This is a genomic window from Aeromonas sp. 160P (genome assembly GCF_055193095.1).
The window spans coordinates 1,168,370-1,183,915 of the sequence record NZ_JBUXKV010000001.1; the positions used below are offsets into that span (position 1 = coordinate 1,168,370).

The window sequence follows — 15,546 nt, forward strand, 5'->3', positions numbered from 1 at the left end:
CCGATGAGCGAGGTGCGTGTTCATCTGGCCAAGGAGATCCTCCGTGATCTCTGGCGCCACAAGCTGCAGATTTTGCTGTCAGTTGCCGTGCTGGTCACCGCCTTTGCGGTGATTTTGGTGACCAACATGACCCGGGGTCTGACTGCCAAGCAGAACGATCTGATGGCCGAAGAAGATCGCCTCAATATCGAATGGCGCCATCTGCTGCTGGAGCAGGGCACCCTGGCTGAACACTCCCGGGTAGCGAGTCTGGCGATGGACAAGTTACAGATGGGACGTCCGCTGGTGACCACCGAGAAGGTAATTACCCAACCATGAAACGCAAGGCTACAGCCAAAGCTGCCAAAGCGACTGTCAAAGCGCCCTCGATCTATCCGTGGCGCTTTCGCACGCTGGTGGTATTTATCGGCATCGCGTTTGTGGGTCTGATCCTGCGTCTGGCGTGGATCCAGGTGATCAACCCGGATCGTCTGCGTCAGGAGGGGGACATGCGTTCGCTGCGGACCACCTCCACCCAGGCGGTGCGCGGCATGATCACCGATCGCAATGGCGAGCAGCTGGCGGTTTCCGTGCCGGTCGAGGCGGTCTGGGCCGATCCCAAAACAGTCCATGAGTCCGGCGCCATCAATAACGAGCGGGCCTGGCTGGCATTATCAGCAGTGCTGAAACTCGACATCAATACGCTCAAGCACCGCCTTGCCAACCCCAGTAAGCGTTTCGTCTACCTTCAGCGTCAGGTGACGCCTGCGGTTGCCGAGTATATCAAGGGGTTGAAGCTGGGTGGGGTCTACCTGCGCCCTGAAGCGCGCCGTTTCTACCCGACTGGCGAGATCAGCGCCCATTTGGTGGGGGTGACCAACATCGATGACAACGGCATAGAGGGTATCGAGCGAAGCTACAACGAGTGGCTGACGGCCACCTCTGGCGAAATGCGGGTGCGCAAGGACCGTCAGGGTCGCGTAATTGAACGCCTTGGTGTCGTCAAAGAGGGCAAGAACGCCAACGATCTGCAACTCAGTATCGATCAGCGGGTTCAGGCACTGGCCTACCGCGCCCTCAAACGGGCCACCGACGAGAACAAGGCGACCTCCGGCTCCATGGTGATGCTGGATATCAAGACCGGCGAAGTGCTCGCCATGGTCAATACCCCCTCTTACAACCCCAATAACCGTGGTCAGTATCAGAGCTTCCGGGTTCGCAATCGGGTAGTAACCGATACCTATGAGCCGGGCTCTACCATTAAACCATTGATTTTGTTAAGTGGACTGCAGGCCGGGGTGACCAGCTGGAAAGACACCATTCCGGGTGGGCCACTGTTTATCGGCGCCAAGCAGATCAAGGACGTCAGTATTCACAAGGCGACCAACCTCTACGATATCCTGCGTTACTCCTCCAACATCGGTATGTCGCGCATCGCGCTGCGGATGCCGGCGCAGGAGATGATCAACACCCTCAGCATGTTCGGTTTCGGTATGGATACCGGCAGCGGGCTGATGGGCGAGAGCAGCGGCATGCTGCCCCAGCGTCGTCGCTGGTCTGATATTGAGCGGGCGACCCTCTCATTCGGCTATGGCTTGCGGGTCACCCCGCTGCAGCTGGCTTCCGCCTACGCCACCCTGGCCAACAAGGGTAAGCGGGTGCCGCTCTCCATCGTCAAGGTCACCACGCCGCCCAAGGGTGAGCAGGTGATCGACCACAACAACGCCTCTGCCATGTTGCAGGCGCTGGAGTATGTGGTCGACAACGCCATTCCCAAGGCCAAGATCCCGGGCTATCGGGTCGGCGGCAAGAGTGGTACCGCCAAGGTCGCCGTCGCCGGTGGCTATGGCAAGGATTACATGGCCTGGTTTGCCGGTTTCGCCCCAGCCAGTGACCCTCGTTTCGTCATGGTGGTGGTGATCAACGAGCCGAAAGGCAGCGCCTATTATGGTGGCGCCGTGGCGACCCCACCGTTTGCAGAGGCCATGGGCGGGGTGCTGCAGCTCTTCAATATTCGTCCCGATGCGGTGCCCACAGCGGTGCCCACCAAACTTGCCCGTACGGAGGCTTCCCTTGTCCCGCGCACATGAGTACCGCGTACTTGATGCATTACTGCGCCCCTTCGGTATCCAGGCGCCGGCGCTCACCCTGACCGATATCCAGCTGGATAGTCGGCGGGTCGGCCCCGGCTCGCTCTTCGTGGCCATTCGTGGTCATCAGGTGGATGGCAGACGCTTTATCGAACAGGCGGTGGCTCAGGGAGCGACCGCTGTTGTGTTTGAGGAGGATGGTGAATTTATCCCACCATCGACTCCGGTTCCCTGTATCGGGATGCGGGATCTGCCCGCTCATCTTTCTGCTCTCTCCGGGTATTTCTACCATCAGCCGGCCAAAAAACTGGCGCTGGTTGGCATCACCGGCACCAACGGCAAGAGCACCACGGCGCTGCTGGTCGCCAACTGGCGCACCCTGCTGAGTGGCAAGGCTGGGGTGATGGGCACCATCGGCAACGGCCTGTTTGGCAAGCTGATCGAAGCGGAAAACACCACCGGCAGCGCCGTGCAGGTGCAGTCCACGTTGGCTGCGCTGCAAGAGCAGGGGGCTGATCTGGTGGCGATGGAGGTCTCCAGCCACGGGCTGGTGCAGCATCGTGTCGCCGCGCTGCCCTTTGCCGCCGCCGTCTTCACCAACCTGAGCCGGGATCATCTTGACTATCACGGCACTATGGCAGCCTATGGCGCCGCCAAGGAGCAACTGCTGCAACTGGTCGATGAGCCGAATGCAGTGATAAACCGAGATGACGAGCTGGGCGCCAACTGGCTCGAAAAATACCCGACGGCGGTGGCCTTTAGCGTGGGTGGCCCAATTGAAAATCATGTCGGCCGTCAATTAACGGCGCAGCAGCTCGATTTTCACCAGCAAGGTTTTCGTGCGCAGATTAACTCCAGCTGGGGGAATGGTGTATTATCCGCCCCCTTGCTCGGGCGCTTCAACGTCAGCAATGTGCTGGCGGCGATGGGGGTTATGCTGGTGCTCGGTTACGACTTCAACGAGTTGTTGGCGACCGCCCCCCAATTGCAGCCGGTGACCGGCCGCATGGAGTGTTTCGGCGGTGGTGATACCCCGCTGGCTGTGGTTGATTACGCCCATACCCCGGACGCGCTGGAGAAGGCATTGCAGGCCCTGCGGGTGCACTGCCAAGGTCAGCTCTGGTGTCTGGTCGGCTGTGGCGGCGACCGCGATCGCGGCAAGCGCCCCATGATGGCGGCGATGGCCGAGCAGTATGCGGATCGCGTGATCCTGACCGACGACAATCCCCGTACCGAGGAGCCGGCCCGGATCATGGCCGACATGGTGGCGGGTCTTCGCGATCCTGCTGCGGTGCAGGTGGAGCACGACCGGGTCAAGGCGATAGCGCTGGCCATCGGTCAGGCGAGCAAACAGGACATCATCCTGGTGGCCGGTAAGGGCCACGAGGATTATCAGATCATTGGAACCGACAAGCGGCACTACAGCGATCGGGAAACCGTCGCAGCCGCTTTGCACACATTACTGGAGTCATTCACATGATGACCCTCAAGCTTGCCGAGCTGGCGCAGGTACTCGATGCCCGTCTGATTGGTGAAGATGGCGAGATCACCGCAGTCAGTACCGACACCCGCACCCTGGGTGCCGGTGCCCTGTTCGTTGCCCTGCGCGGCGAGCGTTTCGATGCCCATGATTTTTGCGATCAGGCGCTGGCGGCAGGGGCCTCAGCCTTGCTGGTCGAGCGTGAACTGCCGCTGGCGATTCCCCAGTTGGTGGTGGCCGATAGCCTCAAGGGGCTGGGCCGTCTCGGCAAGCTGGTGCGCGAGCGCATCAATCCGAAAGTGCTGGCCATTACCGGCAGCTGTGGTAAGACCACAGTGAAGGAGATGGCGACCGCCATCCTGCGTAACGAAGGAGAGGTGCTGGCCACCGCAGGCAACTTCAACAACGAAGTGGGGGTGCCACTCACCCTGCTGCGCCTTGAGCCGCAGCATCAGTTTGCAGTGATGGAGCTGGGCGCCAACCACAAGGGCGAGATCTCCTGGACCACTTCGCTGGCCCTGCCCGATGCCGCCATCATCAACAACGTGGCGGCGGCCCATCTGGAGGGCTTCGGCTCGCTGGAAGGCATTTATTACGCTAAAAGCGAAATTTTTGAGGGCCTGCGCGCAGGCGGCACTGCCATCGTTAATGCCGACAACGAGTTCTGGCCCAAGTGGCGGGAACGCGGCATTGGTTGCGCTTTCTCCATTGAGGATCAGAGCCAGCCGTTCCACGCCCGTGATGTGGTGCTCAATGAGCAAGGTTGCGCCGAGTTCGTAATGGTGACCCCGCAGGGCGAGCTGAGCCTGACCCTGGCGATCCCGGGCCGCCACAACGTGGCCAACGCGCTGGCTGCGGCCGCAGGCTGTCTGGCTCTTGGCGCATCCCTCGACTCCGTCAAGGCGGGGCTGGAGCAGATGGCGCCGGTCAAGGGGCGTTTCTGCGTCCAGCGCTGGGGTGGTCTGACTCTGGTGGATGATACCTACAACGCCAGCGTGGAATCCGTGCTGGCTGGCATCGATGCCCTGACCGCCATGGGCGGCTTCAAGGTGCTGGTGTTCGGTGATATGCGGGAACTGGGTGAGGAGTCTGCCGAGCAACACGCCCGGGTTGGCCGTCATGCCCGCGAGTGCGGTCTGGACGCCGTGCTGACAGTAGGGGAAGAGAGTCGCCACACCGCAGATGCCGCGGCTGGCCGACATTTCGATAACAAGGCGTCGTTGTTTGAAGTGCTTGCGCAAATGATAAATACACATCAGGAAATTTCGATTCTGGTCAAGGGTGCCCGTGGCTCCCGTATGGAAGATATCGTCGAGATGGTCAAAGGCCATCAGGAGTCAGCCACATGCTAGTCTGGCTGGCGGAATTGCTCACCCCGCACTTCACCTTCTTCAACGTCTTCTCCTATCTGACGTTTCGCGCCATCCTGTCGATCATCACCGGTCTGGGGGTCGCCCTCTGGATGGGGCCACGGCTGATCCGTCGCCTGCAGATCCTCAAATTTGGCCAGGTGATCCGCAACGATGGCCCCGAGTCTCACCTCAGCAAGCGAGGCACCCCGACCATGGGGGGGCTGATGATCATTGCGTCCATCTTTATCTCGGTGCTGCTGTGGGGTCGTCTCGACAACGGCTACGTCTGGCTGGTGTTGTTCGTGCTCGGTGCTTACGGTGCCATCGGCTTTGCCGACGATTACCTCAAGGTGGTACGCAAGAATACCGACGGTCTGATTGCCCGCTGGAAGTACTTCTGGCAGTCCGCGGTGGCACTGGTGGTAGCGGTTATCCTCTACTGCACCGCGACCCACGATGGCCAGACTCAGCTGGTAGTGCCTTTTTTCAAGGACGTGATGCCGCAGCTCGGTCTGATGTTCATTGTGCTGACCTATTTTGTCATCGTCGGCACCTCCAATGCGGTTAACCTGACCGATGGTCTCGATGGTCTGGCCATCATGCCGACCGTGATGGTGGCGGGGGGCTTTGCCCTGATCGCCTGGGCCACCGGTAACGTCAATTTTGCCAACTACCTGCACATTCCCTATGTACCCTATACTTCCGAGCTGGTGATAGTCTGTACCGCCATCGTCGGGGCGGGTCTGGGGTTCCTCTGGTTTAACACCTATCCGGCCCAGGTCTTTATGGGGGATGTGGGATCGCTGGCGCTGGGCGGAGCGCTCGGCACCATAGCCGTGCTGGTTCGTCAGGAGTTCCTGCTGGTGATCATGGGTGGCGTGTTTGTAATGGAAACGCTGTCGGTGATCCTGCAGGTGGGCTCTTACAAATTGCGCGGCGTGCGGATCTTCCGCATGGCGCCGATCCATCACCACTATGAGAAGAAGGGCTGGCCGGAGCCGCGCGTCATCGTGCGCTTCTGGATCATCACCCTCGTTCTCGTTTTGCTGGGTCTTGCCACCCTGAAGGTGCGATAAGGCCATGGTCATCATCATCGGATTGGGCAAAACCGGACTCTCCTGCGTCGATTATTTCCTCAGCCGTGGCGTGACGCCGCTGGTGATGGATACCCGCGTCAACCCGCCTGGCAAGGATCAACTGCCGCCGGAGGTGGCGTTGATCCACGGGCTAGATGAAACGCTGCTCAAGCAGGCACACATGATAGTGGCGAGTCCCGGTATTGCGCTGGCAACTCCCGAGCTGAAAGCCGCCGCCGAGCGTGGCGTGCAGATCATCGGCGACATCGAGCTGTTTGTCCGCGAAACCCAAACCCCGGTCATCGCCATCACCGGCTCCAACGGCAAGAGCACAGTCACTACGCTGGTGGGCGAGATGATTGCCGAAGCCGGGCTCAAAGTTGGTGTCGGTGGCAATATCGGCATCCCGGCGCTGGAGTTGCTCAAGCAGCCGATGGATCTCTGCGTGCTGGAGCTATCCAGCTTCCAGCTCGAGACCACCTACAGCCTGCGTGCTGCGGCCTCCGTGGTGCTGAACCTCTCCGAAGATCACATGGATCGCTATCAGGGCATGGCTGACTATCGCGCCGCCAAGATGGAGATCCATCAGCATTCCAAACATATTCTGGTCAATCGCGATGATGCCCAAACCCTGCCCGATGTGGGTCAGGTGTGGCAGAGCTTTGGCCTCGATTGCAATGGCTATGGCCGCTGCCCGCTGGATGGTCGCTACTGGCTGACCCTGCATGGCGAACCGCTGCTGGCGGTGGACGAGATGAAGATCGTCGGCGCCCACAACCAAGCCAACGCGCTGGCCGCCATGGCGCTGTGCGATGCGGTTGGTATTCCCCGTGCCGCCCAGCTCACCGTGCTGCGCCGCTTTGAAGGCTTGCCTCACCGTGCCCGCTTTGTGCGGGAGGTGAACGGGGTGCGCTGGATCAACGACTCCAAGGCCACCAACGTGGGGGCCACTCTGGCTGCTGTGGCCGGGGTGCGCGAGTCGGTCAAGGGACGTCTGTTGTTGCTGGCCGGTGGTCAGGGCAAGGGGCAGGATTTTGGCCCGATCCAGGCGCTGCTGGGCAACCAGATCGATCACATGTACTGCTTCGGTCAGGATGCCGAGGTGCTGCTGGCGCTGGGCGAGCAGACTGAGCTGGTGGCCGATCTGGCTGCCGCGGTTGCCAAGGCGGCGGCGGATGCCAAGCCCGGTGACTGGGTGCTGCTGGCTCCGGCCTGCGCCAGTCTTGATCAGTTCAAGTCGTTCGAGGTGCGCGGCGACCGCTTCACCGAGATGGTACAGATGCTATGAACGCATACCTTGCCAGCCTGGACGGGCTTAACCTCTTCACATCCTTCGACGTTCGCGGTGATCGCCTTACCGCTGAACTGGTGCTGGCGCTATGAACGCCCTTCGCGCAGCAGCAGGTCTTTTCCAGCGCTGGTTGTTACCGGCGCGCCCTGCCGGTCTTTACGATCGGCAGCTGGTACTGCTGGCGCTCTCCCTGATGGCGGTGGGGGTGGTCATTGTTGCCTCGGCGTCGATCCCGGAAGGGATTGCGCTAGGGGATGACCCCTTCATGTTCGTCAAGCGGCATGGTCTGTTTCTGGTGATGGCGCTGGGGATCTCCTGGTTTGTGCTGCAGGTGCCGATGGCCCGCTGGCAACAGTACAACGGCCCTATGCTGGTGCTGGCGATCCTGATGTTGGTGCTGGTGCTGCTGGTGGGCCGCAACGTCAACGGTGCGGTGCGCTGGTTGCCGCTCGGTCCCTTCAACCTGCAGCCTGCGGAATTTGGCAAACTGGCGCTGTTTGTCTATCTGGCCGGTTATCTGGTGCGCCGTCAGAGCGAAGTGCGGGAAGCCTGGTTCGGCTTCCTCAAGCCGTTGGCGGTATTCGGCGTGCTGGCAAGTTTACTGCTGTTACAGCCTGATCTGGGTTCCACCGTGGTAATGTTCGTCACCTCGTTCGGCATGCTGTTCCTGGCGGGCGCAAAGTTGGGGCAATTTATCACCCTGATCGGTGCCGGGCTGGGGGTGGTAGTGATGCTGATCATTGCCGCACCGTACCGGATGAGACGGGTTACCTCTTTTATGGACCCCTGGGCCGATCCGTTTGGCAGTGGCTACCAGTTGACCCAGTCGCTGATGGCATTTGGCCGCGGCAGCTGGTTTGGTGAGGGGCTTGGCAACTCCATCCAGAAGATGGAGTACCTGCCGGAAGCGCACACCGACTTCGTGTTTGCGATCCTCGGTGAAGAGCTCGGCTATGTCGGTGTGCTCGGCGCCCTGTTCCTGATTTTTGCGCTGGCGATCAAGGCACTCAAGCTGGGTCATCGGGCGCTGGTGGCAGATCGGCTCTATGACGGCTATCTGGCCATCGGTATCGGCATCTGGTTCAGCTTTCAGACCTTCGTTAACGTCGGGGCGGCCAGTGGCATGATGCCGACCAAGGGCTTGACCCTGCCGCTGGTCAGTTATGGCGGTTCCAGTCTCATCATCATGACGGTGGCGGTGAGCATGTTGATTCGAATTGATTTTGAGTTGCGTCAGGCGACAGCCCAGGCGCGCGTGCGGGAGGTTTAGTGAGCAAGACTCTATTGGTGATGGCGGGCGGTACCGGTGGACATGTGTTCCCCGGTCTGGCCGTGGCTGATCGCCTGAAGGCCCAGGGCTGGACTGTCCACTGGCTCGGCACTGCCGACCGGATGGAGGCTGAATTGGTGCCTGCCTATGGCTATCCCATCTCCTTTATCGATATTCAGGGGGTGCGCGGCAACGGCATCAAGCGGTTGCTGGTGGCACCCTACCGTATCGTCAAGTCGATCCTGCAGGCGCGTCAGGTGCTCAAAACCGTTCGCCCTGACGTGGTACTCGGCATGGGTGGCTTTGCCTCCGGGCCGGGTGGCGTGGCCGCCTGGTTCTCCGGCATCCCGTTGCTGCTCCATGAGCAGAATGCCGCTGCCGGCATGACCAACAAATTGTTGGCGCGCATCGCCAAGCGGGTGTTGATGGCATTTCCGGGGGCCTTCGCCCCGAGCCGTCGCACCGCTGTGGTGGGTAATCCGGTGCGCCCGGAAGTGGTGGCCTTGCCGGATCCGCAACTGCGCAGCAGCAGCGAGCCGCTGAATTTGCTGATCGTTGGTGGCAGTCTGGGGGCCCGGGTGCTCAATGAGCAGGTGCCCGCAGCAGTGGCGGCGGCCGGTGTGCCGATTGCAGTACGTCATCAGTGCGGCAAAGGCAATGACGAGACGGTTTCCGCCGCCTACACCCAACACGGCATCAACGCCGAGGTGAACGAATTTATCAAGGATATGGCCGCTGCCTATGCCTGGGCCGATCTGGTGGTTTGCCGTGCCGGTGCCCTGACCGTTTCCGAAGTGGCTGCCGCCGGTGTGGCCGCCATTTTTGTGCCGCTGCCCCATGCGGTGGATGATCACCAGACCCGTAACGCCCTGACGCTGGTCGACGGTGGTGCGGCCGAGTTCTTGCCCCAGTCCGAGTTGAATACCGTTTCGCTGGCGGCGCGTCTGACCTGGCTGGCTGGTCGCCGGGAGACCCTGTTTAACATGGCGAAGGCGGCCCGTCGCGTTGCTATTACGGATGCGGCCGAGCGGGTAGCGGACGAGTGCAAGCGACTCGCAACCGGACAGAGTGGTAAAGATTGATGAGCAAGGTTGCCGCGGTGACACTGTGCAGCCTTGTACCTGACTATATTGATGCCGCCGTGCAGCTGCCCTTTGACAGCACACGGCCAGCGGCAGACTAGCGAGACGATTATGACCAAGGTTGAATTGGCAAAACTGCGTACTGTGATCCCCGAAATGCGCCGCGTGCGTCGCATTCACTTTATCGGCATAGGTGGTGCCGGTATGGGCGGGATCGCTGAAGTGCTTGCCAACGAAGGGTATCAGGTAACAGGGTCTGACTTGGCCCGTAATGCAGTGACCGAGCGGTTGGCCGGATTGGGTGCTCACATCTTCGTTGGTCACAGTGCCGAGCATATCGAAGGAGCCAGCGTGGTGGTGGTCTCTACCGCCATCAAGCAGGATAACCCCGAGCTGCTGGCTGCTCGCGAACTGCGGATCCCGGTAGTGCGCCGCGCCGAGATGCTGGCCGAGCTGATGCGTTTTCGTCATGGTATCGCCATCGCTGGTACTCATGGCAAGACTACCACCACCAGTCTGGTGGCGAGCATCTATGCCGAAGCTGACCGTGACCCGACTTTCGTCATCGGTGGTCTGCTCAATAGCGCCGGTACCAACGCTCGCCTGGGTAGCAGCCGCTATCTGATCGCCGAGGCTGACGAGAGTGATGCCTCCTTCCTGCATCTGCAGCCGATGGTCTCTATCGTGACCAACATCGAAGCGGATCACATGGAAACCTACGGTGGCGATTTCGCCAAACTGAAAGCCACCTTTATCGAGTTTTTGCACAACCTGCCTTTTTATGGGTTGGCGGTGGTCTGCGTCGATGATCCGGTGATCCGTGGCATGTTGCCCGAGATTGCCCGCCCGACTCTGACCTACGGTCTCGCCGACGATGCCGACGTGCAGGTGCTGGATTTTGTCCAGACCACCAACCACAGCTGCTTCCGGGTACGCCGTAAAGATGCCGGTGAGTTGCAGGTCACCCTCAATTTGCCGGGTATTCACAACGCATTGAACGCTGCAGCGGCGATAGCTGTCGCGACCGAGGACGGTGTCAGCGATGAGGCGATTATCTCTGCACTGGCCAAGTTTGAAGGGGTGGGGCGTCGTTTCCAGCAATATGGCGAGTTCGAAACCGGTCGCGGCAAGGCGATGCTGGTGGACGACTACGGTCACCACCCGAGCGAAGTGAAGGTCACCATCAACGCTGCCCGTGCCGGTTGGCCCGACCAGCGGTTGGTGATGGTATTCCAGCCACACCGTTATACCCGCACCCGCGATCTCTACGAGGACTTCGCTGACGTGCTCTCCAAGGTAGACGTGCTGGTGATGCTGGAGGTTTATGCTGCCGGTGAGGAGCCGATCCCGGGTGCCGACGGACGGGCACTGTGCCGCTCCATTCGCTCCCGTGGCAACCTCGAACCCATCTTCGTCGCCACGCCAGATGACGTGCCAGCCGTGCTGGCCGACCTGATCGGCGAGGGAGATTTGGTGCTGACTCAGGGTGCCGGCAACGTCGGGGCGCTTGCCCGTCGTCTCGGAGAGATGAAATTGAGCATAGATAGCATGAAATCTGGCGCCTGAGGGCCCAATGAGTATTTTGACCGCCAAGCCGGGGCCTATATAATGGCGAACCGGTCTGTCAAAAGGCCGGTTTAGCGCGTTACACGGGGATCGTCGGGTGGAGGCAAGGGCAGAAGGGCGCACCAAGGGTGGCTTCATCGCAGGCGTAGTGTTTTTCCTGCTGGTGTTATGGGGCTGCTATCAGACTGCGCTGGATGTTAAAGGTTGGCTGACAGATGCCAACCGGTTGCCCATGAGCGAGCTGTTGCTACAGGGGCAACACCAGTATTTGGAAACCGAGGAGTTGCGGCTGGCCGTGCTGGATGGCGCCGAGCTGCGCAACTTCTTCGAGTTGGATGTCAACGAATTACAGGCACGGCTCAATGCCCTGCCATGGGTAGCTCAGGTCTCGGTACGAAAAAAGTGGCCGAACAAGATCAAGATCTACCTCACTGAACAGGATGTGGCGGCGCGCTGGAATGGTAATCGCTTCGTCAATGCCAAGGGCAAGGTGTTCAGTGCCCCGGACAGAGTCAAGACGCCGCTGCTGCAACTGTCAGGGCCGGATGACCAGGCTGCCCGGGTGTTAAAAGAGAGTCGGCAGTACCAGTCGCAGCTGGCTGCCAAAGGATATACGTTGCAAGGGGTGAATTTGACCTCGCGCCATGCCTGGGAACTGACCCTGGATGGCAACATCAAGCTGTTCCTCGGGCGCAACGATATTGCGCTCCGGTTACAGCGGTTTATCGATGCCTTCCCGGTGATCGAACCCCGTGCGCAGGTTGCCTACGTGGATCTTCGATACGACACCGGAGTGGCAGTTGGCTGGAAGAAGAGCGAAGAGAAAGTGCATGACCAACACCGCAGATAGGAATTTGATTGTCGGACTGGATATCGGCACAACCAAGGTGGCGGTTCTGGTCGGGGAAGTATTGCCGGACGGTGAACTGAATGTCATCGGCATGGGTAGTCACGCTTCCCGCGGAATGGAGAAGGGCGGGGTCAATGATCTCGACTCCGTGGTCAAGTCACTGCGTCGTGCGGTAGAAGAGGCCGAAATGATGGCCGATTGCCAGATCAGCTCGGTTTATCTGGGATTGTCTGGCAAGCATATTGACTGCCGCAATGAGACCGGTATGGTGCCCATCTCCGATGAAGAGGTGACCCAGGAGGACGTGGACAACGTCATCCATACCGCCAAGTCGGTCCGTCTCTCCGACGAGCTGCGGGTGCTGCATGTGCTGCCTCAGGAGTTCGCCATCGACTATCAGGAAGGGATCAAGAATCCGGTTGGCCTGTCCGGTGTGCGGATGGCCGCCAAGGTGCACCTGATCACCTGCCACAACGACATGGCCCGCAACATTGAAAAATGTGTGGAGAAGGTGGGACTGCGGGTGGATCAGCTGATCTTCTCCGCGCTGGCCTCCAGCTATGCCGTGTTGACCGAAGATGAGAAAGAGCTGGGTGTCTGCGTGGTGGACATCGGTGGTGGCACCATGGACATGTCGCTGTTTACCGGCGGTGCCCTGCGTCACACCAAGGTGATCCCATACGCCGGTAGCACAGTGACCAGCGATATCGCCTACGCCTTCGGCACCCCGCCGCTCGATGCGGAAGCGATCAAGGTGCGCTACGGCTGCGCCCTCGGCCGTCTGGTCAGCAAAGAAGACACGATTGAAGTGCCCAGTGTCGGCGGTCGTCCGGCGCGTAGCCTGCAACGGCAGACACTGGCTGAAGTGATTGAGCCCCGTTACACCGAGTTGCTCTCCATGGTGAATGATGAGCTGGTGCGGGTACAAAGCGAACTGAAAGCGCAGGGAGTCAAGCATCAGCTGGCAGCCGGTGTGGTCTTGACCGGCGGCGCAGCCCAGATCGAAGGCATTGTGGAGTGTGCAGAGCAGGTCTTCCAATGCCAGGTCCGGGTGGGAGAGCCCATGAACATACGTGGTTTGAGTGATTACGTGCAGGCACCGGTGTACTCGACTGCAGTCGGGTTGCTGCAATATGGCCGCACCCATCAAGCCACTGGTAGCAACAAAGAATATACCGCCAAGGCAAGTGTCGGTGGCCTGGTCAAACGGGTTAGCAACTGGCTGCGTGGCGAGTTCTAAGAATTTTGCTGAGTCAGGCAAATAAAGCGGAGAGACAACATGTTTGAATTTATGGATAGCCACACTGACGAAGCCGTCATTAAAGTGATCGGTGTAGGTGGCGGCGGCGGCAACGCTGTCGAGCACATGGTTCGTCAAAATATTGAAGGTGTTGAGTTTATTACCGTCAACACCGATGCCCAGGCGCTGCGTAATTCCAGTGCCAACACCACCTTGCAGATCGGTGGTGGCATCACCAAGGGTCTGGGGGCTGGCGCCAATCCGGAAGTGGGTCGTGATGCGGCCATGGAAGATCGCGAAGCGCTGCGTGAGCTGCTGACCGGTTCTGACATGGTGTTCATTGCTGCCGGTATGGGTGGCGGTACCGGTACCGGTGCTGCACCGATTGTGGCCGAAGTGGCGCGCGAGATGGGCATCCTGACCGTTGCTGTGGTGACCAAGCCGTTCTCCTTCGAAGGGAAGAAGCGGATGGCGTTTGCTGCCCATGGTATCGAAGAGCTTTCCAAGAACGTCGACTCCCTGATCACCATCCCCAACGACAAGTTGCTGAAGGTGCTGGGTCGCGGCATCTCCCTGCTGGATGCCTTCAAGGCTGCCAACGATGTACTGCTGGGCGCGGTACAGGGTATCGCCGAGCTGATCACCCGTCCGGGCTTGATCAACGTCGACTTCGCGGACGTGCGTACCGTGATGCGTGAAATGGGTACTGCCATGATGGGTACCGGTTCCGCCTCAGGTGATGACCGTGCCGAAGAAGCGGCCGAAAAAGCCATCTCCAGCCCGCTGCTGGAAGACGTGGATCTGGCCGGTGCTCGTGGCATCCTGGTCAACATCACCGCTGGCATGGACATGACCATCGAAGAGTTCGAAACCGTGGGTAACGCGGTCAAGGCCTTTGCGTCCGAGAACGCTACCGTTGTTGTGGGTACCGTAATCGACCCGGAAATGCACGACGAACTGCGTGTCACCGTGGTTGCGACCGGTATCGGTGCCGAGCGCAAGCCGGACATCACCCTGGTCAAGAGCAGCCAGGTGCAAGAGCGCCCGGTACGTCAGCCGCTGGTGAGCGACATGATGCAAGGCCGCGTGATGGACGAAGCCCCGGCCAAGGTGGTCAACGCCGAGCCGCAAGCTCGTCGCGAACCGGATTACCTGGATATTCCGGCATTCCTGCGCAAGCAAGCTGACTAAGCCTCTTATGGCTCTGGTTTGTTTGTTGTTCAAGGATTGTGCTAAGATGGCCAGCCAACGACCATCTGGTCCGGAATTTAAGCTGTGTAGGGTACACCCATGATTAGACAAAGAACCTTGAAAACGAGTGTACAGGCGACTGGCGTCGGCTTGCATTCGGGCCGGAAAGTCACAATGACGTTCCGTCCGGCACCTGTGAACACAGGAATCGTTTACTTGCGTACCGACTTGAATCCTGTGGTAGAGCTGCCAGCCAATGCCGATCAGGTGCGCGATACCGTGCTCTGTACCGCACTGGTCAACGAAGCCGGCGTCCGTGTCTCAACCATTGAGCACCTCTCTGCCGCGCTGGCCGGGATGGGGATCGACAACCTCTATGTCGAGGTTGACGCGCCCGAGATCCCGGTGATGGACGGCAGTGCGCATCCCTTTATCTACCTGCTGCAGGAAGTCGGGATCCGTGAGCAAAATGCTGCCAAGCAGTTTGTGCGGATCAAGAAGAGCATCCGGGTTGAAGACGGCGACAAGTGGGCGGAATTCCACCCCTATCGCAATGGCTTCAAGATGGATCTCGAGATCGATTTCCAGCATCCGGTGTTTGAAGGGCGCAACCAGCGTTGCGTACTGGACTTCTCCGGTGCCTCCTTCGTGAAAGAGATCAGCCGTGCCCGTACTTTCGGGTTCATGCGCGATATCGAGTACCTGCGTTCCCAGAACCTGGCACTGGGCGGAAGCCTGGAAAACGCCGTGGTACTGGACGACTATCGGGTGCTGAACGAAGATGGTTTGCGTTATGAGGACGAGTTCGTCAAGCACAAGATGCTCGATGCGATCGGTGACCTCTATATGTGTAACCGCAGCATCATCGGTGAGTTCCGTGCCTACAAAACCGGACATGCCCTGAACAACAAGCTGCTGCGTGCCTTGCTGGCCGAGCAGGAGGCTTGGGAACTGGTGACCTTCGAGGGTGAGGGCGACAAAGCGCCTATCGCTTACTACGACAACGGTCTGGTTCTGGCCTGATAGCTGTGCAACGGAACGTCGGTCCTCTCTCCGCACCGACGTTCCGTCATTTATTG

13 protein-coding genes are annotated in these 15,546 nt (G+C 59.9%); all 13 read left to right on the forward strand.

Annotated features, from left to right (window positions below):
- The first annotated feature begins 3 nt into the window (after positions 1-3).
- Positions 4-318, forward strand: a complete 315-nt coding sequence (gene ftsL, locus ACY8FN_RS05560; RefSeq protein ID WP_042019590.1) for a cell division protein FtsL — start codon at positions 4-6, stop codon at positions 316-318.
- Entirely contained in the window at positions 315-2,069 is a 1,755-nt protein-coding gene (locus ACY8FN_RS05565; RefSeq protein ID WP_101320345.1) for a penicillin-binding transpeptidase domain-containing protein, read from the forward strand. The genes ftsL and ACY8FN_RS05565 overlap by 4 nt, the downstream gene beginning before the upstream one ends.
- On the forward strand, positions 2,053-3,549 hold the full coding sequence (murE, locus tag ACY8FN_RS05570; protein WP_463099432.1) for a UDP-N-acetylmuramoyl-L-alanyl-D-glutamate--2,6-diaminopimelate ligase: 1,497 nt from the start codon (positions 2,053-2,055) through the stop codon (positions 3,547-3,549). The genes ACY8FN_RS05565 and murE overlap by 17 nt, the downstream gene beginning before the upstream one ends.
- Positions 3,546-4,901, forward strand: a complete 1,356-nt coding sequence (locus ACY8FN_RS05575) for a UDP-N-acetylmuramoyl-tripeptide--D-alanyl-D-alanine ligase (protein ID WP_463099433.1) — start codon at positions 3,546-3,548, stop codon at positions 4,899-4,901. Before murE ends, ACY8FN_RS05575 begins: the two co-directional genes overlap by 4 nt.
- Positions 4,895-5,977, forward strand: a complete 1,083-nt coding sequence (mraY, locus tag ACY8FN_RS05580) for a phospho-N-acetylmuramoyl-pentapeptide-transferase (protein ID WP_042019586.1) — start codon at positions 4,895-4,897, stop codon at positions 5,975-5,977. Before ACY8FN_RS05575 ends, mraY begins: the two co-directional genes overlap by 7 nt.
- 4 nt (positions 5,978-5,981) lie before the next feature.
- A complete protein-coding gene (gene murD / locus ACY8FN_RS05585; RefSeq protein ID WP_463099434.1) occupies positions 5,982-7,265 on the forward strand; it encodes a UDP-N-acetylmuramoyl-L-alanine--D-glutamate ligase in 1,284 nt (427 codons plus the stop codon).
- Positions 7,266-7,356: 91 nt separating this feature from the next.
- A complete protein-coding gene (ftsW, locus tag ACY8FN_RS05590) occupies positions 7,357-8,538 on the forward strand; it encodes a cell division protein FtsW (protein ID WP_042019584.1) in 1,182 nt (393 codons plus the stop codon).
- On the forward strand, positions 8,538-9,620 hold the full coding sequence (gene murG / locus ACY8FN_RS05595) for an undecaprenyldiphospho-muramoylpentapeptide beta-N-acetylglucosaminyltransferase (protein ID WP_463099435.1): 1,083 nt from the start codon (positions 8,538-8,540) through the stop codon (positions 9,618-9,620). The genes ftsW and murG overlap by 1 nt, the downstream gene beginning before the upstream one ends.
- Positions 9,621-9,731: 111 nt before the next feature.
- Positions 9,732-11,186: a UDP-N-acetylmuramate--L-alanine ligase gene (murC, locus tag ACY8FN_RS05600; RefSeq protein ID WP_101326111.1), complete on the forward strand. Its 1,455-nt coding sequence runs from the start codon at positions 9,732-9,734 to the stop codon at positions 11,184-11,186.
- Between the two features lie 97 nt (positions 11,187-11,283).
- Positions 11,284-12,036 (forward strand): cell division protein FtsQ/DivIB, encoded by a 753-nt coding sequence (locus tag ACY8FN_RS05605; RefSeq protein WP_042019579.1) that lies wholly within the window; start codon positions 11,284-11,286, stop codon positions 12,034-12,036.
- The gene (ftsA, locus tag ACY8FN_RS05610; RefSeq protein ID WP_042019577.1) at positions 12,017-13,276 is read left to right on the forward strand and encodes a cell division protein FtsA; all 1,260 of its coding nucleotides are present in this window, start codon (positions 12,017-12,019) and stop codon (positions 13,274-13,276) included. Before ACY8FN_RS05605 ends, ftsA begins: the two co-directional genes overlap by 20 nt.
- A gap of 39 nt (positions 13,277-13,315) precedes the next feature.
- Entirely contained in the window at positions 13,316-14,467 is a 1,152-nt protein-coding gene (ftsZ, locus tag ACY8FN_RS05615; protein ID WP_042019576.1) for a cell division protein FtsZ, read from the forward strand.
- Positions 14,468-14,566: 99 nt separating this feature from the next.
- Complete coding sequence (gene lpxC, locus ACY8FN_RS05620; protein WP_005336146.1) at positions 14,567-15,490, forward strand: UDP-3-O-acyl-N-acetylglucosamine deacetylase; 924 nt, start codon at positions 14,567-14,569, stop codon at positions 15,488-15,490.
- Positions 15,491-15,546: the final 56 nt, after the last annotated feature.